Source organism: Marinibacterium sp. SX1 (genome assembly GCF_050389775.1).
Lineage (GTDB): Bacteria > Pseudomonadota > Alphaproteobacteria > Rhodobacterales > Rhodobacteraceae > Marinibacterium.
Genome location: NZ_CP177144.1, coordinates 2274785 through 2293627, shown reverse-complemented (window position 1 = coordinate 2293627; position 18843 = coordinate 2274785). Strand labels below are relative to the sequence as shown.

21 protein-coding genes are annotated in these 18843 nt (G+C 68.9%); 2 read left to right on the top strand and 19 right to left on the bottom strand.

The features are described from left to right. Position 1: 1 nt before the first annotated feature. The 15 genes from ACK3BB_RS10195 to ACK3BB_RS10125 form a co-directional block, all read right to left on the bottom strand. Complete coding sequence (locus ACK3BB_RS10195) at positions 2-304, bottom strand: hypothetical protein (protein WP_428928605.1); 303 nt, start codon at positions 302-304, stop codon at positions 2-4. Continuing rightward, complete coding sequence (locus ACK3BB_RS10190; RefSeq protein ID WP_428928604.1) at positions 298-600, bottom strand: hypothetical protein; 303 nt, start codon at positions 598-600, stop codon at positions 298-300. Before ACK3BB_RS10190 ends, ACK3BB_RS10195 begins: the two co-directional genes overlap by 7 nt. Next, positions 597-1811 (bottom strand): NADH-quinone oxidoreductase subunit D, encoded by a 1215-nt coding sequence (locus tag ACK3BB_RS10185; RefSeq protein WP_428928603.1) that lies wholly within the window; start codon positions 1809-1811, stop codon positions 597-599. The genes ACK3BB_RS10190 and ACK3BB_RS10185 overlap by 4 nt, the downstream gene beginning before the upstream one ends. Beyond that, positions 1811-1981, bottom strand: a complete 171-nt coding sequence (locus ACK3BB_RS10180) for a hypothetical protein (RefSeq protein WP_428928602.1) — start codon at positions 1979-1981, stop codon at positions 1811-1813. The genes ACK3BB_RS10185 and ACK3BB_RS10180 overlap by 1 nt, the downstream gene beginning before the upstream one ends. Continuing rightward, positions 1981-2406, bottom strand: coding sequence for a GFA family protein (locus tag ACK3BB_RS10175; protein ID WP_428928601.1), 426 nt, complete (start codon positions 2404-2406; stop codon positions 1981-1983). The genes ACK3BB_RS10180 and ACK3BB_RS10175 overlap by 1 nt, the downstream gene beginning before the upstream one ends. Continuing rightward, positions 2403-3014 carry an NADH-quinone oxidoreductase subunit C gene (locus ACK3BB_RS10170; RefSeq protein ID WP_428928600.1) on the bottom strand — a complete coding sequence of 204 codons (612 nt, stop codon included), beginning with the start codon at positions 3012-3014 and terminating at the stop codon, positions 2403-2405. The genes ACK3BB_RS10175 and ACK3BB_RS10170 overlap by 4 nt, the downstream gene beginning before the upstream one ends. A gap of 86 nt (positions 3015-3100) precedes the next feature. Continuing rightward, positions 3101-3625: a NuoB/complex I 20 kDa subunit family protein gene (locus ACK3BB_RS10165; protein WP_428928715.1), complete on the bottom strand. Its 525-nt coding sequence runs from the start codon at positions 3623-3625 to the stop codon at positions 3101-3103. Then, complete coding sequence (locus ACK3BB_RS10160; RefSeq protein WP_428928599.1) at positions 3625-3990, bottom strand: NADH-quinone oxidoreductase subunit A; 366 nt, start codon at positions 3988-3990, stop codon at positions 3625-3627. The genes ACK3BB_RS10165 and ACK3BB_RS10160 overlap by 1 nt, the downstream gene beginning before the upstream one ends. Before the next feature lie 174 nt (positions 3991-4164). After that, the gene (locus ACK3BB_RS10155) at positions 4165-4950 is read right to left on the bottom strand and encodes a crotonase/enoyl-CoA hydratase family protein (RefSeq protein ID WP_428928598.1); all 786 of its coding nucleotides are present in this window, start codon (positions 4948-4950) and stop codon (positions 4165-4167) included. Between the two features lie 37 nt (positions 4951-4987). Then, the gene (locus ACK3BB_RS10150) at positions 4988-5854 is read right to left on the bottom strand and encodes a hydroxymethylglutaryl-CoA lyase (protein WP_428928597.1); all 867 of its coding nucleotides are present in this window, start codon (positions 5852-5854) and stop codon (positions 4988-4990) included. Positions 5855-5875: 21 nt separating this feature from the next. Continuing rightward, on the bottom strand, positions 5876-7816 hold the full coding sequence (locus tag ACK3BB_RS10145; RefSeq protein ID WP_428928596.1) for a biotin carboxylase N-terminal domain-containing protein: 1941 nt from the start codon (positions 7814-7816) through the stop codon (positions 5876-5878). Between the two features lie 5 nt (positions 7817-7821). After that, complete coding sequence (locus tag ACK3BB_RS10140; RefSeq protein ID WP_428928595.1) at positions 7822-8238, bottom strand: ASCH domain-containing protein; 417 nt, start codon at positions 8236-8238, stop codon at positions 7822-7824. Further along, positions 8235-9200, bottom strand: coding sequence for an NAD(P)H-dependent flavin oxidoreductase (locus ACK3BB_RS10135; RefSeq protein WP_428928594.1), 966 nt, complete (start codon positions 9198-9200; stop codon positions 8235-8237). The genes ACK3BB_RS10140 and ACK3BB_RS10135 overlap by 4 nt, the downstream gene beginning before the upstream one ends. 103 nt (positions 9201-9303) lie before the next feature. Then, positions 9304-10911, bottom strand: a complete 1608-nt coding sequence (locus ACK3BB_RS10130) for a carboxyl transferase domain-containing protein (RefSeq protein WP_428928593.1) — start codon at positions 10909-10911, stop codon at positions 9304-9306. Next, entirely contained in the window at positions 10908-13208 is a 2301-nt protein-coding gene (locus ACK3BB_RS10125; protein ID WP_428928592.1) for an AMP-binding protein, read from the bottom strand. Before ACK3BB_RS10125 ends, ACK3BB_RS10130 begins: the two co-directional genes overlap by 4 nt. 98 nt (positions 13209-13306) lie before the next feature. Here ACK3BB_RS10125 and ACK3BB_RS10120 point away from each other — a divergent pair, with 98 nt between their 5' ends. Next, positions 13307-13906, top strand: a complete 600-nt coding sequence (locus tag ACK3BB_RS10120) for an OmpW/AlkL family protein (RefSeq protein ID WP_428928591.1) — start codon at positions 13307-13309, stop codon at positions 13904-13906. 45 nt (positions 13907-13951) lie between these two features. Here ACK3BB_RS10120 and ACK3BB_RS10115 read toward each other — a convergent pair whose 3' ends face one another. Both ACK3BB_RS10115 and ACK3BB_RS10110 read right to left on the bottom strand, forming a co-directional pair. Next, a complete protein-coding gene (locus ACK3BB_RS10115) occupies positions 13952-14338 on the bottom strand; it encodes a DUF1622 domain-containing protein (RefSeq protein ID WP_428928590.1) in 387 nt (128 codons plus the stop codon). A 27-nt stretch (positions 14339-14365) separates the two neighbouring features. Further along, positions 14366-15529 carry an acyl-CoA dehydrogenase family protein gene (locus ACK3BB_RS10110; RefSeq protein ID WP_428928589.1) on the bottom strand — a complete coding sequence of 388 codons (1164 nt, stop codon included), beginning with the start codon at positions 15527-15529 and terminating at the stop codon, positions 14366-14368. A gap of 309 nt (positions 15530-15838) precedes the next feature. On the opposite strand from ACK3BB_RS10110, the gene ACK3BB_RS10105 reads away from it, so the two are divergent. Next, positions 15839-16687: an SDR family NAD(P)-dependent oxidoreductase gene (locus ACK3BB_RS10105; protein WP_428928588.1), complete on the top strand. Its 849-nt coding sequence runs from the start codon at positions 15839-15841 to the stop codon at positions 16685-16687. Positions 16688-16799: 112 nt separating this feature from the next. On the opposite strand, the gene ACK3BB_RS10100 is transcribed toward ACK3BB_RS10105, so the two are convergent. Together ACK3BB_RS10100 and ACK3BB_RS10095 are read right to left on the bottom strand one after the other, a co-directional pair. After that, the gene (locus ACK3BB_RS10100; protein WP_428928587.1) at positions 16800-17993 is read right to left on the bottom strand and encodes a DegT/DnrJ/EryC1/StrS family aminotransferase; all 1194 of its coding nucleotides are present in this window, start codon (positions 17991-17993) and stop codon (positions 16800-16802) included. Between the two features lie 48 nt (positions 17994-18041). Continuing rightward, positions 18042-18755 carry an HAD-IA family hydrolase gene (locus ACK3BB_RS10095; protein WP_428928586.1) on the bottom strand — a complete coding sequence of 238 codons (714 nt, stop codon included), beginning with the start codon at positions 18753-18755 and terminating at the stop codon, positions 18042-18044. Between the last annotated feature and the right edge of the window lie 88 nt (positions 18756-18843).

The window sequence follows — 18843 nt, the reverse complement described above, 5'->3', positions numbered from 1 at the left end:
TTCATCCGGCGCAGGGCCCCGTGGTGATCCGCACGCCGCCGTCTTCCAGCCGTTCGGCGCCGCCGAAGGCCAGGTAGAACTGGGTGATCTCGATGGTTTCCTCGCGGCTCAGCCCGGCCTGGAATTCCACCGCCCCGTACTGGCGCTGGTCGATCAGCACGCAATCGGTCGTGGCCACGGCGGCCAGGTAATCGGCCCGCTGTTCGGCCGTGCTCGTCGCCCCGCCAAGCGCGGCCATGGTGTTTTCGTCACAACCGGCCAGGGCGCCAAGCCCCGCAACCATCAGAATGACCCGTTTCAGCATCCCGCAACCCCCTTGAATGTCACATGTCCGCCGGCATCCTGCGATGTCAGTTCCCCGGCCTGGTACATCTTGAGGATGTGATAGTCCCCGTCCCGTTCCGTCCCGCCATAGGACGCATAGATCTTGTCCCAGTCGCCGGCCGACACCGTGCAGCCCTGGGCTGCCACATGCGCCACGGCCTTGTGCACCGGGTCTTTCTTGGGCTGGCGTTTCAGCCAGGCCGCATCGGCCGTGCCCGCCAGGATCAGCGCCCCGATCAGGCCAAGGGCCAGGGTCTTGGTCAGTCTCAGCTTCACCGGTCGACTTCTCCGAACACGATATCCATGGTGCCGATGATGGCCGCCACATCGGCCAGCTGGTGGCCGCCCGCCACGTGGTCCATCGCCTGCAGGTGCAGGAAGCCCGGCGCGCGCAGCTTGGCCCGGTAGGGCCGGTTCGACCCGTCCGCCACAAGGTAGACCCCGAATTCGCCCTTGGGCGCCTCGACCGCGGCATAGACCTCGCCCGCGGGCACGTGGAAACCTTCGGTATAAAGCTTGAAATGGTGGATCAGCGCTTCCATCGAGGTCTTCATGTCCGACCGTTTCGGCGGCGTGATCTTGCCCCGGGCCAGCACGTCGCCCGGGCAGTCGCGCAGCTTGTCGATGGCCTGCAGGATGATCTTGCGGCTCTCTTCCATCTCGGCCATGCGGCACAGGTAACGGTCGTAGCAATCGCCGTTCTTGCCCACCGGCACCTTGAAATCGAACTCGTCGTAGCATTCGTAGGGCTGCGACCGCCGCAGGTCCCAGGCCAGGCCCGACCCGCGCACCATCACGCCGGAAAAGCCCCATTCCTGGATGTCGTCCTCGGTCACCACGCCGATATCGACGTTGCGCTGCTTGAAGATCCGGTTTTCCGTCAGCAGCCCGTCGATGTCTTCCAGCATCTGCGGGAATTCCTTGGCCCAGGTCTCGATGTCGTCGAGCAGCGCGGGCGGCAGGTCCTGGTGGACACCGCCGGGCCGGAAATAGGCCGAGTGCAGACGCGCCCCGCAGGCCCGTTCGTAGAAGACCATCAGCTTTTCGCGCTCTTCAAAGCCCCAGAGCGGCGGCGTCAGGGCGCCCACGTCCATGGCCTGGGTCGTCACGTTCAGCAGGTGGTTCAGAACCCGGCCGATTTCCGAATAGAGCACCCGGATCAGCGAGGCCCGGCGCGGCACCTCGACCCCGGTCAGCCGTTCGATGGCCAGGCACCAGGCATGTTCCTGGTTCATCGGGGCCACGTAGTCCAGCCGGTCGAAATAGGGCAGGTTCTGCAGGTAGGTCCGGCTTTCCATCAGCTTTTCGGTGCCACGGTGCAGCAGGCCGATATGCGGGTCGCAGCGTTCCACGATCTCGCCGTCCAGCTCCAGCACCAGCCGCAGCACGCCGTGGGCCGCCGGGTGCTGGGGCCCGAAGTTGATGTTGAAGTTGCGGATCTTCTGTTCGCCGGTCAGGGCGTCTTCGAAGCCTTTCGATCCGTCCATCAGAGCTTCTCCAAATCCTGTAGTTTCAGACCCATCCACCACACCATGGCAATGGTGCCCAGGGGGACAATGCAGAGCGCCGCCCAATAGGGGCTGATCCCGAAATGCGGCAGCAGCTTGAACATCGGGATCGCCGCCGAGGCCATGACGAGCCACATGACGAATTCCATCAGGCGCCCTCTTCCGGCGGCGCGAACATCGCCAGGACTTCGGCGCCGGTCATCTTGTGGGTCTCGCCGGCCAGCGCATAGCTGGCCGGTTTCTCGTCGTGAAAGATCTCGGACACCACGGGGAACTGTCCCGGGTCGTCGAACAGCATGATCGACACGGCCGACATCTTGCCGTCGGCCGAACGCCAGGCGATGGTCGATCCGCAGGCGCCGCAGAACAACCGCTCGCCCCAGTCGGAGGATTTGTACACCTTGACCGGCGCGCCGTCGTCGAAACGCAGCGTGTCACCGCATTGCACCCCGATGAACATCCCGCCCGAGAACTTGCGGCACATGCTGCAATGGCAGGTCCCCGCTTCGGGCGCGGGTTTGGCCGTCAGGGTACAGGCCCCGCACAGGCAGCTTCCGGTCTGAACGTCGCTCACTTGGCCCCCTCCTCCTGCTTCTCGTCGCCGGGCAGGATGTAATGGGCGCCTTCCCAGGGCGACATGAAATCGAACTGGCGATATTCCTGAACCAGGCTGACCGGCTCGTAGACCACGCGTTTCAGCGCCTCATCATAGCGCACTTCGGTATAGCCCGTGGTCGGGAAATCCTTGCGCAGCGGATGGCCGCGAAAGCCGTAATCGGTCAGCAGGCGGCGCAGGTCGGGATGGCCCGAGAACAGGATGCCGAACATGTCGAACACTTCGCGCTCGAACCAGTTGGCCGAGGGGTGTACCGACAGGATCGACGGCACCAGGTCCTCTTCGCGGACCTGCAGGCGCAGGCGGATGCGCTGGTTCTGGTACATCGACAGCAGGTGATAGACCACGTCGAACCGCTTGGCCCGCTCCGGGTGATCGACGGCCGTGATGTCGACCAGCGTCGAGAACTTGCACGAGGCATCCGACTTGAGGAAATCGGTGAAGGCCGTGATCGAGGCCGGCGCGACGTTGATCGTCAGCTCGCCAAAGGCGACATCCCAGCCCAGCACGCACTCGGGGCGCTTCATCTCGATATGGGTGCCTAGCTCTGTCAGGGCGTCGGTCATCGAAGAGCCTTTCCTTCTCCCTGGCCCCGGGCCGCCGGGCGGCTGGGGCCGAAATGCGTCCGGGCCGGCCACCTGCCGGCCCGTGATCAGCGGGCCAGCGTGCCCGTGCGGCGGATCTTGCGCTGCAATTGCAGGATTCCGTAGAGCAGCGCCTCGGCCGTCGGCGGGCAGCCGGGCACATAGACATCCACGGGCACCACGCGATCGCAGCCGCGCACCACCGAATAGCTGTAATGGTAATAGCCCCCGCCATTGGCGCAGGACCCCATCGAGATGACGTAGCGCGGCTCGGGCATCTGGTCATAGACCTTGCGCAGCGCCGGGGCCATCTTGTTGGTCAGCGTACCGGCAACGATCATCAGGTCCGACTGGCGCGGCGAGGCCCGCGGCGCGGTGCCGAACCGTTCCAGGTCGTAGCGCGGCATCGACACCTGCATCATCTCGACGGCGCAACAGGCCAGGCCGAAGGTCATCCAGTGCAGCGACCCGGTCCGCGCCCAGTTGATCGCGTCTTCCATCGAGGTCAGCAGGAACCCCTTGTCGGTCAGCTCGCGGTTCAGCGCCTGGGTCGCGACTTCCTTGTCGGGCCCCGCGGTGTTGGCTCCGGTCATCACTCCCATTCAAGGGCCCCTTTCTTCCATTCATAGGCAAAGCCCACGGTCAGGACGGCCAGGAAGGCCATCATCGACCAGAAGCCCACCATCGAGATGTCCTTGAAGGCCACCGCCCAGGGAAACAGGAATGCGATTTCCAGGTCGAAGATGATGAACAGGATCGACACCAGGTAGAACCGGACGTCGAATTTCATCCGCGCATCGTCGAATGCGTTGAACCCGCATTCGTAGGCAGACACCTTTTCGGGGTCGGGGTTGCGTACGGCGATCACGACGGCCGACAACATCAGGACCAATCCAAGTCCGATGGCGACGACGAGGAACACCAGGATCGGGAGGTACTCCCGCATCAGCTCTTCCACGCGCTGGCTCCTTCTTTGCGCGCCTCGCCAGGGGCGCGACGGTCGAAAAGTCTGGCTGTGACGAGTCTTTACGCCCGCACCCGGCGAGGGTCAACCAGAGCCGAACGCAGTTGCATGCGAGAATCGCCGCAGGGGTGATTTGTGATCACATTGCATCCCGCGATTAACTTTTCTTTACTGATTGTCCCAGTTTGCGCGGCGTTTCTCGAAAAACGCTCCGATCCCCTCGGGCGCTTCCTCGCCTTCCCAGCAGGCCACCAGCGCTGCGATGGTCCGGTCGATGACCGCATCGTCGATCACCGGGCCCAGGTCGGCCACCAGCCGCTTGGCCGCGGCCACGGCGCCCGGAGCGGCCGCAAGGTAGGGGGCCACCTCGGCCTCGACAGCCGCATCCAGCGCCTCGGCCGGCACGCAGCGGGCCAGAAGGCCCAGCTCCACCGCTTCGGCCGCCCCGAACAGCCGGCCCGAAAAGAACACCCGCCGGGCCCGCGCCGCGCCCATCCGCGCCACGACATACGGCCCGATCGTTGCCGGGATCAGGCCCAACCGCACCTCGGTCAGCCCCATCCTGAGGTCGTCGACCCCGATCGCCACGTCGCAGACGCTGGCCAGCCCGACCCCGCCGCCAAAGGCATTGCCCTGGATGCGCCCGATCAGCGGCCGCGGCAGCCGGTCGAGAATCGCCAGCGCCTCGGCCAGGCTCCGGGCCTGCTGGGCGCGGGTCTCGGCATCGGCGGCCATCTGGTCCTTCATCCAGTTCAGATCGCCCCCGGCGCAAAAGCTCCGGCCCTCGCCGGTCAGCACCACCACCCGCACCGCCGCATCGCGCCCCAGCCAGCGCGCGGCATGGCGCAGCTCTTCGAGCATCAGCGCATCCATCGCGTTGTGCTTGTCCGGCCGGTTCAGCGCCAACCGCGCCACGCCCCGATCATCGGTCTCAAGACTGATCGTCTGGTACATCTGCCCTCTCCTCACACCATCCCGCCGATTCTCCGGCCTAGCCGGCCTCGACCGGCGTGCGCATCGCCCGGGCCATTTCGGCCGCCCGCGCCAGCACGGCGCCATCCAGCCCGGTATCATAACCCAGCCGCTCCAGGTGGGCTACGACCGCCTCGGTCGCCACGTTGCCCGCCGCGCCGGGCGCATAGGGACAGCCTCCCAGCCCCCCGGCCGAGGCGTCGAACACCCGCAGGCCCAGGCTGAGCGAGGCGTCGATGTTCTCCAGCGCATGGCCCCCGGTGTCGTGGTAATGGCCGGCCAGCCGGCCGACGGGCACCACCTCGCGTACCTTCAGCAGCATCCGGGCGATGCTGTCGGGCCGGCCCTTGCCCACCGTGTCGCCCAGCGAGATCTCGTAGCAGCCCAGGGCGAACAGTCGGTCGGCCACCCGGGCCACCGCCTCGGGCGAGACCGGCCCGTCAAAGGGGCAATCGGTCACGCAGGACACGTAGCCCCGCACCGGCACGTCGCGGTGGCGCGCGTCCTCCAGGATCGGCCGGAACCGCTCGATGCTCTCGTCGATCGTCGCGTTGATGTTGGCCCGCGAGAATCCCTCGCTCGCCGAGGCAAAGACCGCCACCTCGTCGGCCCCCGCCGCCAGCGCCGCCTCGTAGCCCTTCATGTTGGGCACAAGCGCGGCATAACGCGTGCCGGGCGTCCGGGTGATGCCGGCCAGCACCTCGCCGCTGCCGGCCATCTGCGGTACCCATTTCGGGCTGACGAAGGCCGCACATTCGATCCGCCCGAACCCGGCCTGGCCAAGGCAATCGACCAGCGCCACCTTCTCGGCCACCGGGATCTCTCGCGCTTCGTTCTGCAGGCCATCCCGCGGCCCAACCTCGAAAATCTCGACCCGGTCATCCATGGCGCCGTCTCCTCGCTGTTGTCAGTCCTGCGGCTCCAGCCGGATCAGCGCGGCGCCGCCCTCCACCTGCTCACCTTCCGTCACAAGCACCTCGGCGACAAGCCCGTCTCTTGCCGCCAGCAGCGCATGTTCCACCTTCATCGCCTCCAGCACGGCCAGCCGGTCGCCCTCGGCCACGGCCTGGCCCGGCCGGGCCAGCACCGCCTTGACCAGCCCGGGCATCGGCGCCTCGATCAGCGATCCATCGCCCGTGGCCGCCCCACCCCGGTCCAGCGGGTCGGGATGGTCGAAGACAAAGGCGTCGCGCGCCATCACGGTGATCTGCCGTCCGTGCATCACGACCTCACCCGCCATCCGCTGGCCGTCGACCACCCAGCCGCCGCCCTGCCGCTCAAGGGCCACCACCGTGTCACCCACCGTGACGTCGAACCGCTCGGGGCCGATCACCCGCACCGCCGCGGTCAGATCGGCCTCGCCATGGCGCAGCGCCACCTGCCAGCTCTGAGGCACCCAGAGCGCAAAGCCGCCCATCTCGCCCGCCCCCTCGGCCAGGCCAAGCGCGGCCAGTGCGGCCAGGGCGATCTCGGCCGGGCCCGGCGCCGGATCGGCGGCCAGCGTGGCCAGGTGGCGGTCGATCAGCGCGGTGTCGACATCGCCGGCCACGAAATCGGGCTGGGCGGCCAGACGGGCGAGGAAGGCGATGTTGGTCACCGTTCCGGCCACCCGCGTGCCCCGCAGGGCCCGCTCCAGCGCCACCAGCGCCGCCGCCCGGGTCGGCCCCTGCACGATGACCTTGGCGATCATCGGATCGTACCAGGGGCTGATCGCATCGCCCGGCCGCACGCCGCTGTCCGCCCGCACGCCGGGCGGAAAGGCCAGATGCGACAGCACGCCGGTCGCGGGCAGGAAGCCCTTGGCCACGTCCTCGGCGTAAAGCCGGGCCTCGAAGGCATGTCCGGTGAATGTCAGGTGCTCCTGTTTCACCGGCAGCGGCTCGCCACTTGCGACACGCAACTGCCATTCGACCAGATCGATGCCGGTGATCGCTTCGGTCACCGGGTGTTCCACTTGAAGACGTGTGTTCATCTCCATGAAATAGAAGCGATCTTCGCGAAGCCCCTCCGAAGCGTCGACGATGAATTCCACCGTGCCCGCACCGCTGTAGCCGATCGCTTCGGCCGCCCGCACCGCCGCCTGGCCCATCGCCCGGCGCATGTCAGGAGTCATCCCCGGCGCCGGAGCTTCCTCGATGACCTTCTGGTGCCGGCGCTGCAACGAGCAATCGCGTTCAAAGAGATGCACCGCCCCGTTGCCGTCACCGAAAACCTGCACTTCGATATGGCGCGGCTTGTCGACATATTTCTCGATCAGCACGTCGGCATTGCCAAAGGCCGTGCTGGCCTCGGCCCGGGCCGAGGCCAGGGCATCGTCAAAATCCCCCGGCCCCTCGACCCGGCGCATGCCCTTGCCGCCACCGCCGGCCACCGCCTTGATCAGCACCGGATAGCCGATCCGCCCGGCCTCTTGTGCCAAACGCGCCGGGTCCTGGTCGGCGCCGTGATAGCCCGGTACCACCGGCACCCCGGCCTTTTCCATCAGCGCCTTGGCCGCATCCTTCAGGCCCATCGCCCGGATCGCCCGGGCCGATGGGCCGATAAAGACCAGCCCCGCGGCCTCGACCGCCTCGACGAAATCGGGGTTCTCGGACAGAAAGCCGTAGCCCGGATGGATCGCCTGGGCGCCGGTGGCTTGGGCCGCCGCGATGATCCGCGCGCCCTGCAGATAGCTGTCGGCCGGGGCCGGCCCGCCGATGGCCACCGCCGCATCGGCCATGGCCACGTGTTTCGCCCCCGCATCGACATCGGAATGCACCGCCACGCAATCCACGCCCAGCCTGTGGGCCGTTTCGATCACCCGGCAGGCGATCTCGCCCCGGTTGGCTATCAATATCCTCGAAAACATCCGCCCTACCCCAGATCCTCGACCATGCGGAACCGTTCGCAGACCAGTTCCATCTCCGGGTCGAACCCGCCGTTGCGCTCGAAATAGGCCCGGTGGTCGCGTTGCCAGCCGGCCAGGTCCTCGTTCTCGCCCTCGGCCAGGGCGAAATCGGCATCCATGTCGCAGAACCGCCGGCGCTCGACATGCAGCGTCTCGATCACCAGCGCCGGCGTGCCGTCCCAGTTCAGCGCGATGTCGCGCCGCCCGACCACCGGCAGCGCCGGATCGTCCGGCGCATATTCCGCCGCCGCCCCGCAGGTTGCCGTCTTGCGGCCCGCTCGGACCAGGGCCAGCAGCTCGGCGCACATCCCCGGCCCATCCCCGAACCGAAAGGTCTGCGCCCCCGGGTAACGCGCTGTCAGCGCCGCCAGATCGTCGGTCATGTCCGCCATCCTCCGTCCAGCAGCGCCGCGGCCTCGGCCGTCAGCCCCGCGATGATCTCACCCGCCGGGCGCCGGTCGGCGATCAGCCCGACGGCCTCGCCCACCACCGGGTTGCCCACCCGCGCATCCCCCTCGGCAAAGCCCTGTTGCCAGCGCGCGGCCTCGCCCGGACCGGCCCGGCGCAGCCCGTCCAGGTCACTGTGCCACCGGTCGGTAAAATCGTTGCCCAGCACGCGGATGTCCCAGGGCGCCGGCCAGTCCAGCCCGCGCACCACGTCGACCGACCGGGTCCGCAGGGTCTGGTCGCCCGTCGCCGCCAGCGCCGCCCGGGCCTGGCCCTCGGGCACCAGCGCCTCGGCCGAGGCCCAGAGCCGGGTGCCCAGCACCACCCCGTCTGCGCCCAGCATCAGCGCCGCGGCCAGCCCGCGCCCGTCGGCGATGCCCCCGGCGGCCACCAGCAGCGTGTCGGGCGATTGGCCAGCCAGCAGGTCGGCCACCTCGGGCACCAATGTCATCGTCGCCCGGCTGGCCCCATGGCCCCCGGCCTCGCCGCCCTGGGCCACGATCACCTCGGCCCCGGCCTCGACGGCCACGGCCGCCGCCGCCCGGGTCTGCACCTGGCAGATCAGCGGCACCCCCGCCGCGCGCACCCGCTCGGCAAAGGGTTCAACCTCGCCGAAGGACAGGAACACCGCCCGCGGCCGCCGGGCCAGCACCGCGTCCAGCACTTCGGGCGCGCCGGCCAGTTTCCAGGTGATGAACCCGCAGCCCACCGGCGCATTGCCCGCCGCCGCGAACTGGCCGGCGATCCAGTCGGCATCGCCATAGCCCCCACCGATCAGGCCCAAGCCCCCGGCCCGGCTGACCGCCGCGGCCAGCGCCCCGCCGGCCACCCCGGCCATCGGCGCCAGGATCACCGGATGTTCCAGCCCGAAGGCCCGGGTCAGCCGTGTTTCGATCATCGTCTCGTCCTTTCTGCCGGTCCGCTCATTCCAGCGGCCCCGCCGATTCCGCCCGACCCTCCGGCCTGTCGGCGCGCGGCCACCGGGGCCCATGCCCGCCCCGTCACATGCGGAACACGCCAAAGCGCGTCTCTTCGACCGGCCGGTTCAGCGCCGCCCGCAGGCTCAGCGACAGCACCTCGCGCGACCGGCGCGGATCGACGATCCCGTCGTCCCACAGCCGGGCCGAGGCATAAAGCGGGTGGGATTGCTCTTCGAACATCTCAAGCGTCGGACGCTTGAACGCGGCCTCTTCCTCGGCCGACCACTGGCCCCCGGCCCGTTCGATCGCATCGCGTTTCACCGTCGCCAGGACCCCGGCCGCCTGGGGCCCGCCCATTACCGAGATCCGCGAATTCGGCCAGGTCCACAGGAAGCGCGGCTGGTAGGCCCGCCCGGCCATGCCGTAATTGCCCGCCCCGAAGGACCCGCCGACCAGCATGGTGATCTTGGGCACCGCCGTTGTCGCCACGGCGGTGACCAGCTTGGCCCCATGGCGCGCGATACCCTCGTTTTCATAGCGCCGGCCGACCATGAACCCGGTGATGTTCTGCAGGAAAACCAGGGGGATACGCCGTTGCGAGCACAGCTCGACGAAATGCGCGCCCTTCTGGGCGGCCTCGGAGAACAGCACGCCATTGTTGGCCAGGATGCCCACCGGCCAGCCATCGACATGGGCAAAGCCGGTCACCAGCGTCTCGCCGAAGCGGGCCTTGAACTCGTCGAAGCGCGAGCCGTCGACCAGCCGGGCGATGACCTCGCGGATGTCGTAGGGCGTGCGCAGGTCGCCGGGCACCACGCCCAGGATTTCCTCGGGATCGAATGCCGGCGGTTCGGGCGGCTGCCGTAGGATGGGTGCCTGGCACCCATCGCCGCCCAGCGATCCCACGGCCTGGCGGGCCAGGGCCAGGGCATGGGCGTCATCCTCGGCCAGGTAATCGGCCACGCCCGACAGACGGGTATGCACATCGCCCCCGCCCAGGTCCTCGGCGCTGACCACCTCGCCCGTCGCCGCCCGCACCAGCGGCGGGCCGGCCAGAAAGATCGTGCCCTGGTCGCGCACGATGATCGTGACATCCGACATCGCCGGCACATAGGCCCCACCGGCCGTGCAGGAGCCCATGACAACGGCGATCTGGGCAATGCCCCGGGCCGACATGTTGGCCTGGTTGTAGAAGATCCGGCCAAAGTGATCGCGGTCGGGAAAGACCTCGTCCTGGTTCGGCAGGTTGGCCCCGCCGCTGTCCACGAGGTAGACACAGGGCAGCCCGCATTCGGCGGCGATCTCTTGGGCGCGCAGGTGTTTCTTGACCGACATCGGGTAATAGGTGCCGCCTTTCACCGTGGCATCGTTGCACACGACCATGACATCGCGGCCCATCACCCGGCCGACACCGGCGATCACCCCGGCACAGGGCGCGGCGCCGTCATACATGCCATGGGCCGCCGTCGCCCCGATCTCGAGGAACGGCGCCCCGGGGTCGAGCAGCCCGGCCACCCGGTCGCGCGGCAGCATCTTGCCCCGCCCGAGATGGCGCTCCCGGGCCCGGTCGCCACCGCCCCGGCCCGCAGCCTCGGCGGCCTGGCGCACCTGGTCCAGCGCGGCGAGATGAGCCGCCCGGTTGGCCTGGAAGGCCTCGGACGACGGCAGGGCCTGCGAGGTCAGTTTCATGTCACCTTCTCCGTTTCGGCGGCGGCCCGGGCGCGCAGGTCGCGGCGTACGACCTTGCCCGTGACGGTCATGGGCAGCGCATCGACAAAGGCGATTTCACGCGGGTAGGAATAGGCCGCCAGCCGATCCTTCACCCAATCCTGCAGCTCGTCCACCCCGATCGTGGACACATCCATCGGCCCTGTCTCGGCCCCGGTCTCAAGTCCGCTCTCTGACCTGGTCCCTGGCCCGTTGTCCGAGCCATCCTCCGTCCCGACAGCCCCCGCGCCCGGTGGGTGAACCGCATCTGCCACAGCCTGCACGGCGCTTGGCGGCTCCGTCGCATCCCCCACATCCCGAGCTGTGCCCGGCGGATCAGGCATATCGCGCGGCCCTCGCACACATCCGGGCGGATCGGCAACATCGCCCGCACCCCGCACAGCGCCCGGAAGACCGGCCGCCTCGCCCGCATGCCGCACAGCGCCCGGCGGATCAGCCGCAGCCCGCAGATCCCGCATGTCGGTTGCATCCCCCGCATCCCGCGCAGCGCTCGACGGGCGGGCGGCATAACCCGGTTTCAGCACCACATAGGCCTTGACGATCTCGGTGCGCAAAGGGTCGGGCTTGCCCACCACGCCGACGGTGGCCACGGCCGGATGGGTCAGCAGGCAATCCTCGATCTCGGCCGGGCCGATCCGGTAACCGGCCGAGGTGATCACGTCATCGTCGCGCCCGACAAAGCGGATATGCTCGCCCTCGCGGCACCCCCGGTCGCCGGTCAGCATCCAGTCGCCGCGGAACTTGCGCGCGGTCTCGTCGGGATTGCGCCAATAGCCCAGGAACATCGACGCCGATCCCCGCCGCACGGCAATGTCGCCTTCGTCCCCGGTCGGCCGGCCCTCCGCGTCGATGACCTCGACCGCATGACCCGGCACCACCCGCCCGGCACAGCCCGGCCGGGCCGGATGATCGGCGCCACAGGACGACACGATCATGTTGCATTCGGTCTGGCCGTAGAATTCGTTGATCTCCAGGCCAAAGGCCCGGCGCCCCCAGGCCAGCATCTCGGCGCCCAGCGGCTCGCCGCCCGAGGCCACCGAGCGCAGGCCGGGCAGCGTGGCATCAGCGGCCTTGAGCAGGCGCAGGGCGGTCGGCGGGAAGAACACGTTGCGCACGCCCGCCGCCTCGACCAGCCGGCGCGTGGCCAAGGCATCGAACTTGGCCATCCGCGCGGCCACCACCGGCACGCCAAGCGCAAGGCCGGGCATCAGCACGTCGAACAGCCCGCCGATCCAGGCCCAGTCGGCCGGGGTCCAGAGCACGTCGCCGGGCTGGCCCAGGTGATCATGGCTGAGCGATACGCCCGGCAGGTGGCCGGTCAGCAGGCGATGGCCATGCAGCGCGCCCTTGGGCCGGCCGGTCGTGCCCGAGGTATAGATCAGAACGGCCGGATCTTCGGGGCCCGTCACGGCCATGTCCGGCAGGGTCCATCCCGGCGCGCGCTGCGCCTCGCCGTCAGGCCAATGGCCTGCTTTGCCGTCCAGTCCCTGGCCCTCCGTATTGTCCAGCGATCGGCCTGTCTTGCCGTCCGCCCCACGTTTCGCCTCGCCGTCCAACGCGCGCGCCACCGTGCCGTCCTCCCTAGCGCCCACCGTGCCGCCCGACCCACCGTCCGATGGACCGTCCAGCCCACGGTCCAACGTACTGCCCGGCCCTCGGTGCGCCCCGAAACCCGCCCCCGAACCCGGCGCCACTTCCACGCCAGTGCCCGGTTCTCCCTCCGGCCCCGCGATTGGCCCTGTCTTCGCGCCCACGTCGGTGCCAGCGCCAAAGTCGACAGTGGCACCAATACCCGCGCCCATCTCCGCCCACGCCCGGTCGGCCAATACCGGCTCGGCCAACGCCGCGCCCGGCCAGCCCAGCAGCCCCGCGCCCTCGGCATCGGTCAGCACCAGGGTCAGCCCGGCATCGCCGATCCGGCTGGCCAGGGCCTCGCGCTTGAACAGCTTGAACAGCGGCACCGACACCGCGCCCAGCATCCAGATCCCCAGGTGGGCCGCCGCGCACCAGGGCGACTGGCTCAGCAGCACGCCCACACGGTCGCCCCGGCCCACGCCCCGGCCGGCCAGGTAAAGCGCAAGCCCCCGGGCCATGCCGGTCAGCTCGCCTCGGCTGATGTCCACCCGGGCGGGCCCGGTCATGTCGATGATCACCGTGTCACCGGGCGGCCCGGCCAGCGCCTGGGCGGCCATGTTCAGCCCCGCGCCCAGGTCCCAGCTGCCATCCGAACGCAGCCCCGGTATGCGCCGGGCGGGCATCAAAACCGACCTCCCCGGCCCGCGACTTGATGCAGATCAGCGCGGCGTCCTCCGGCCCATGCCAGACTGGCCGGACAAGACATGAAGTGGACAGACCCATGAAGACCCTGATCGCCACCCTCGCCGTGACCGGCGCCATCGCCGCCGCTGCCCCCGTTGCCGCCCAGTCGCAGGGCGACTGGACCGTCGGCCTCGGCCTGGGCTACGTGCTGCCCAAGGACGACAACGCCTCGGTCGGCGGCACCAGCCTCGATGTCGAGGACAGCCTGCGCCCGACCCTGACCGTCGAGTATTTCATCCGCGACAACCTGGGCATCGAAGTCCTGGCCGCCTGGCCCTTCGAACACGACATCAAGCTTGGCGGTACGACCATCGGCTCGACCCAGCAGCTGCCGCCCACTGTGTCGCTGAACTATCACATCCCGACCAACACGGCCTTCAAGCCCTTCGTCGGCATCGGCATCAATTACACGACCTTCTGGGACACCAGCTCGTCGCTGGGTGATCTGGAGCTCGACGACAGCTGGGGCCTCGCCCTGCATGCCGGCGCCGATTACCAGGTGACCGAAGCCGGCGCCCTGCGCTTCGACGTGCGCTGGATCGACATCGACACCGATGCCAAGCTGAACGGCGCGGCGCTGACGGGTGTCGAGATCGACCCCTGGGTCTTTGGTGTCTCCTACGTGCACCGGTTCTGATCCTCCCCCCTTGCCGGCGGCCCTGCGGGGCCGCCGTGTCCCCCGTCAGGGGGTCTCTTCCTTCAGCTTCCCGATCTCGCGATCCAGGAAGAAACTGATCGCCGAGCGGATCGCCACCAGCAGCGCCAGGAACAGCAGGTCCTGCAGGGCCAGGCTCAGCGCCGTGTGGATCAGGTCCGACACGATCAGGAGTTCCAGCGCCGACAGGATGTAGCCGCCCAGCTCGATCCGCGCGGCGTTCATCCCCGCGCTGCGCCTGGTCCGGTCGCCGCCCAGCTCGCCGGGGATCACCCCGGCCAGGAAGCGCAGCGTGCCGATCAGCATCAGCACGACGGCGATCATCTCGATCCCCGCGGCCACCCAATCGAGCGCCTGGACAAGGCCCGTCAGGCCCATCTCGTCGGTCGCCCTGCTGCCGCTCGTCAGATCCATGCCAGGCCCTTTCCCGCCGTGCCGGCCCTAGCCCATCCTGCCCATCAGCTCACGGCCGATCAACATGCGCCGGATCTCCGACGTGCCGGCCCCGATTTCCATCAGCTTGGCATCGCGAAAGATCCGGCTGACCGGCGCATCCGACAGGAACCCCGCCCCGCCCAGCGCCTGCACGGCCTGGTGTGCCTGGACCATGGCCTGTTCGCTGGCATAGAGGCAGCAGGCCGCGGCATCCTGGCGGGTGACCGCGCCCCGGTCACAGGAACGGGCGACCTCGTAGACATAGGCCCGGGCCGAGTTCATCGCCGTGTACATGTCGGCGATCTTGCCCTGCATCAGCTGGAAATTCCCGATCTTCTGGCCGAATTGCTCGCGGGTCGAGACATAGGGCATGACCTCGTCGAGACAGGCCGCCATGATCCCCGTGCCGATGCCCGCCAGCACGACGCGTTCGTAATCCAGCCCCGACATCAGGACGGCCACGCCCCGGCCTTCCTCACCCAGGACATTGTCAAAGGGCACCTCGACATCCTCGAAGATCAGCTCGGCCGTGTTCGACCCGCGCATGCCCAGCTTGTCGAAATGGGACGAGGTCGAGAATCCGGCCATCGACCGTTCGATCAGGAAGGCCGTGATGCCCCGCGGGCCGGCCTCGGGGTCGGTCTTGGCATAGACCACCAGCGTGTCGGCATCGGGGCCGTTGGTGATCCAGTACTTGTTGCCGTTCAGCCGGTAGTGATCGTTGCGCTTCTCGGCCTTCAGCTTCATCGACACCACGTCCGATCCCGCCCCGGGCTCGGACATGGCCAGGGCGCCCACGGCCTGGCCCGAGATCAGCCCGGGCAGGTACCTGGCCTTCTGTTCGGGCGTGCCGTTCAGCTTGATCTGGTTGACGCAGAGGTTGGAATGGGCCCCGTAGGACAGCGCGACCGAGGCCGAGGCACGGGCGATCTCTTCTATCGCCACGGTATGGGCCAGGTAGCTCATTCCCGCGCCACCGTCGGCTTCACCCACGGTGATGCCCAACAGGCCGAGCTCGCCCATCTCGGTCCAGAGCTCGGCGGGAAAGGTGTTGCTGCGGTCGATCTCCTGCGCCATCGGCCGGACCCGCTCCTGCGCCCAGCGATGCACCAGGTCCCGCAGGGCATTGACGTCCTCGCCCAGGTCGAACTGCATGGATGCGGCGAACATGGAACCCTCCCAAGTTTATGAACGCACGTTCAATAAATGGATAGCAGGCAGCTTGCCCTGCGTCAATCGCCCTTGCCCGGGGCCTGTCCGGGTGGTGGGGCCCGTTCATGGATATTTGGAAAGAGAAAGAAGCAGCAGGTCTGGCCTGGGCACGACCGTCGCGCATCTCGGCACGGTCCTGCTTCTTTCTCTTTGAAAATATCCCTGCCCTGTCCCGGCCATCCGCGCGCCGATGACCAGGGGCGCGTCCTGCCCGCTTGCCCCGCCCACGTCAGCCCTTACCTTGAAGGCAACCCAAGGAGAGCGCCCATGTCCATGTCCCCCCATCCCGCCCTGACCCCCGACTCCGTTGCCGTGATCACCGGCGCCGCCTCGGGCATCGGCCTGGCCACCGCCCGGAAACTGGCCGGGCTGGGCCTGCGGCTGGTCCTGGTCGACCGGTCCGACAAGCGGCTGCGGCCCATCGCCGAAGACCTGCGCACAGCCGGCACGCCCGATATCATGACCGCCGCCTGCGACGTGGCCGACCGGGCGCAGCTGGAAGCGTTGGAACTGCAGGTCACCGACCGGTTCGGGGGCACCGACATCCTGATGAACAATGCGGGTATCGGCAGGGGCTCGGATTGCCTGGGCCCGCTGGAGGATTGGCAGGCGCTTCTGGGCGTCAATCTCTGGGGGCCGATCCATGGCACCCAGGTCTTTGCCCCCGGCATGATCGCCCGCGGCCGGCCCGGGGCGATCGTCAACACCGGCTCGAAACAGGGCATCACCACCCCGCCGGGCAACCCGGCCTACAATGTCTCAAAGGCCGGGCTGAAGGCCTTTACCGAGGCCCTGTCCCACCAGCTGCGCAACACCGAGGGCTGCCGGATCACCGCCCACCTTCTGATCCCGGGCTTTGTCTACACCGGCATCACCGGCCTGCCCGAAAAGCCCGCCGCGGCCTGGACCGCCGAACAGACGGCCGATTTCTTCCTGGCCTCGCTGAACCGGGGGGATTTCTACATCCTGTGCCCCGACAACGACGTGCCCCGGGCGCTGGACGAAAAGCGCATGGCTTGGGCCATGGGGGACATCATCGAGAACCGCCCCGCGCTCAGCCGCTGGCATCCCGATCACGCCGCGGCGTTTGCGGCCTTCATCGCCCGGGAGGATTGAGCCCGGCGACCTAAGGAACGCGGAACACGGAACACGGGCGGCATGGCCCCGGCAAACGGGACAACCCGCATCGGCACACCCCGGGCCTGCCCCGCCTCCCCGTCGGACAGGTTCAGCGCGCCTGGTGCACCGCCCCGACCTCGGCCCGGATGATCCGGGCGATCAGCGCGCAATCCTCTTCCGAGAAGGTCAGCGGCACGCGCATGTCCAGGATCGCCCGCAGGATGCGGTCGCTCTCGGGCAGCGGATCGGACGGCGCGTATTTCCAATGCCCGTAGGTCGAGGTGAAGGCCGCAGGCTCGGGCGCGCCGAACCATTTCAGCTCGACCCCCCGTGCCGCACAGCGGGCAACCACCTGGCGGATGTCGTCATCGCCCCAGTCCAGCAGCAGGAACTGGAAGGACGAGCCGACAAAGCGCTCGGCCCCCGGCCGGGCGATGACATGCAGCCCGGGCGTGTCGCGCAGGCCCTCGTCCAGCCGGGCATAACGTTCGTTCCAGCGGTCGACCTGGGTCTCCAGGATGGCCAGCTGGGGCCGCAGGATCGCCGCGCGCAGGTTGTCCATCCGCCCGGAAATGTTGGGCATGTGGTACTTGTGGCGTTCGAACACCTCGGGCCCAGGTGCGGCCAGGTGGCGTTCGTACAGCATGTAGGACCCCGACAGCAGCACCGCCCGGGCGGCGATATCCTCGTCATCGGTGATCAGCAGGCCGCCTTCGCCGGAATTCATGTGCTTGTAGGTCTGCGTCGAATAACACCCCACCGCGCCATGGCGCCCCGAGGCCACGCCGTCCCAGCCACCGCCCATCGTATGGGCGCAATCCTCGACCACGACGATCCCCGCCGCATCGCAGATCGCCATCAGCCGGTCCATGTCGCAGATATGCCCGCGCATGTGCGACAGCAGCAGCACCCGGGCCTGGCCGGCCTTGGCCGCCAGGTCGTCGAGGTCGATGGTCAGGTCCTCTGTCACGCCGACAAAGACCGGCCGGCCGCCCACCGCCGCGATTGCACCCGGCACCGGGGCCAGGGTGAAGGCATTGGTCAGCACGGCATCGCCATGCGCCACCCCCACGGCCCGCAGCGCCGTGGTGATCGCATAGCCCCCCGACGAGACCGCCAGGCAGAACCGCGCGCCGGTGGCCGCGGCAAACTCCTGCTCCAGCAGGGCGGCCTGCGACAGCTCGCCGGCGGTGACGTTGTAGCGGTGCAGGCGCCCGTGGCGCAGCACCTCCAGCGCGGCGGCGATCCCCTCGTCGGGGATGGCTTCCTGCTGGGTGAAGGATCCGGTGAAATGCTCGCTCATGGCCGCTTTCTGCGCCCGCCCGGCCCCGGCGTCAATCGTCAACCGGCCCTAGCCGATCAGCCGGCCGACCACCGCGGGCAGGTCGGCGAAATCCTCCAGCAGGGCCTCGGGCGCCAGCGCGGCCATGTCATCGCCCGACGGGCCGAAGGTCACCAGCACGCAGGGCACGCCCGCCGCTTCGGCCGTGCGCCGGTCGGTGACGGAATCGCCCACCAGCAGGCTGCGCGCGGGGTCGCCCCCGGCCCGGCGCACGGCCTCGCGCAGCGGTTCGGGATCGGGCTTGCGCATGGCCAGCGTGTCGGCCCCGATGAGCGACGCGAAGAGGTCGCGCACGCCCAGCTCGGTCAGCAGCGCCTCGGCCAGGCCCTCGGGCTTGTTGGTGCAGATGCCCACGGCATAGCCCGCCCCGCGCAGCGCCTCGACCGCCGCCACCGCTCCGGGGTAAAGCACCGTGTGCCGGGCGATCTGGTCACCGTAGGCCTGCAGCAGGATCGGATAGCCCCGGTCGATCAGCGCCTCGTCCCCGGTGGCCGTGCCATCCGCAGCACCTGCCCCATCCGCCGTACCCGCCCCGTCCGGCTCCAGCCGCGACAGGCCCAGCCGCAGCATCGCCCGCCCGCCGCGCAGCGCCGTGCCGGCATCGCGGGCGGGATCCAGCCGCACCGGCAGATCCAGCGCGCCGAACGCCGCGTTGGCCGCTGCGATCAGGTCGCCCGACGTATCCGCCAGCGTCCCGTCGAGATCGAAAATCACACTGCGCATCCTGCTTGCCCTTCCGTATTGCAGGGCCGAAACCTTCTTTGATGCCGTCGCGCCTTGCGCCGCCATCCCAGCCCGATAAAACCGCCTC

Excerpts from the sequence above, each read along its gene's own strand:
- ACK3BB_RS10125 (WP_428928592.1), bottom strand. The coding sequence starts at position 13,208 with ATGCCCGCCCGGCGCATACCGGGGCTGCGTTCGGATGGCAGCTGGGAC.
- ACK3BB_RS10185 (WP_428928603.1), bottom strand. The coding sequence starts at position 1,811 with ATGGACGGATCGAAAGGCTTCGAAGACGCCCTGACCGGCGAACAGAAG.
- ACK3BB_RS10150 (WP_428928597.1), bottom strand. The coding sequence starts at position 5,854 with ATGGATGACCGGGTCGAGATTTTCGAGGTTGGGCCGCGGGATGGCCTG.
- ACK3BB_RS10130 (WP_428928593.1), bottom strand. The coding sequence starts at position 10,911 with ATGAAACTGACCTCGCAGGCCCTGCCGTCGTCCGAGGCCTTCCAGGCC.
- ACK3BB_RS10110 (WP_428928589.1), bottom strand. The coding sequence starts at position 15,529 with ATGTTCGCCGCATCCATGCAGTTCGACCTGGGCGAGGACGTCAATGCC.
- ACK3BB_RS10180 (WP_428928602.1), bottom strand. The coding sequence starts at position 1,981 with ATGGAATTCGTCATGTGGCTCGTCATGGCCTCGGCGGCGATCCCGATG.
- ACK3BB_RS10145 (WP_428928596.1), bottom strand. The coding sequence starts at position 7,816 with ATGTTTTCGAGGATATTGATAGCCAACCGGGGCGAGATCGCCTGCCGG.
- ACK3BB_RS10155 (WP_428928598.1), bottom strand. The coding sequence starts at position 4,950 with ATGTACCAGACGATCAGTCTTGAGACCGATGATCGGGGCGTGGCGCGG.
- ACK3BB_RS10135 (WP_428928594.1), bottom strand. The coding sequence starts at position 9,200 with ATGATCGAAACACGGCTGACCCGGGCCTTCGGGCTGGAACATCCGGTG.
- ACK3BB_RS10195 (WP_428928605.1), bottom strand. The coding sequence starts at position 304 with ATGCTGAAACGGGTCATTCTGATGGTTGCGGGGCTTGGCGCCCTGGCC.
- ACK3BB_RS10170 (WP_428928600.1), bottom strand. The coding sequence starts at position 3,014 with ATGACCGACGCCCTGACAGAGCTAGGCACCCATATCGAGATGAAGCGC.
- ACK3BB_RS10105 (WP_428928588.1), top strand. The coding sequence starts at position 15,839 with ATGTCCATGTCCCCCCATCCCGCCCTGACCCCCGACTCCGTTGCCGTG.
- ACK3BB_RS10095 (WP_428928586.1), bottom strand. The coding sequence starts at position 18,755 with ATGCGCAGTGTGATTTTCGATCTCGACGGGACGCTGGCGGATACGTCG.
- ACK3BB_RS10140 (WP_428928595.1), bottom strand. The coding sequence starts at position 8,238 with ATGACCGACGATCTGGCGGCGCTGACAGCGCGTTACCCGGGGGCGCAG.
- ACK3BB_RS10100 (WP_428928587.1), bottom strand. The coding sequence starts at position 17,993 with ATGAGCGAGCATTTCACCGGATCCTTCACCCAGCAGGAAGCCATCCCC.
- ACK3BB_RS10165 (WP_428928715.1), bottom strand. The coding sequence starts at position 3,625 with ATGACCGGAGCCAACACCGCGGGGCCCGACAAGGAAGTCGCGACCCAG.
- ACK3BB_RS10120 (WP_428928591.1), top strand. The coding sequence starts at position 13,307 with ATGAAGACCCTGATCGCCACCCTCGCCGTGACCGGCGCCATCGCCGCC.
- ACK3BB_RS10115 (WP_428928590.1), bottom strand. The coding sequence starts at position 14,338 with ATGGATCTGACGAGCGGCAGCAGGGCGACCGACGAGATGGGCCTGACG.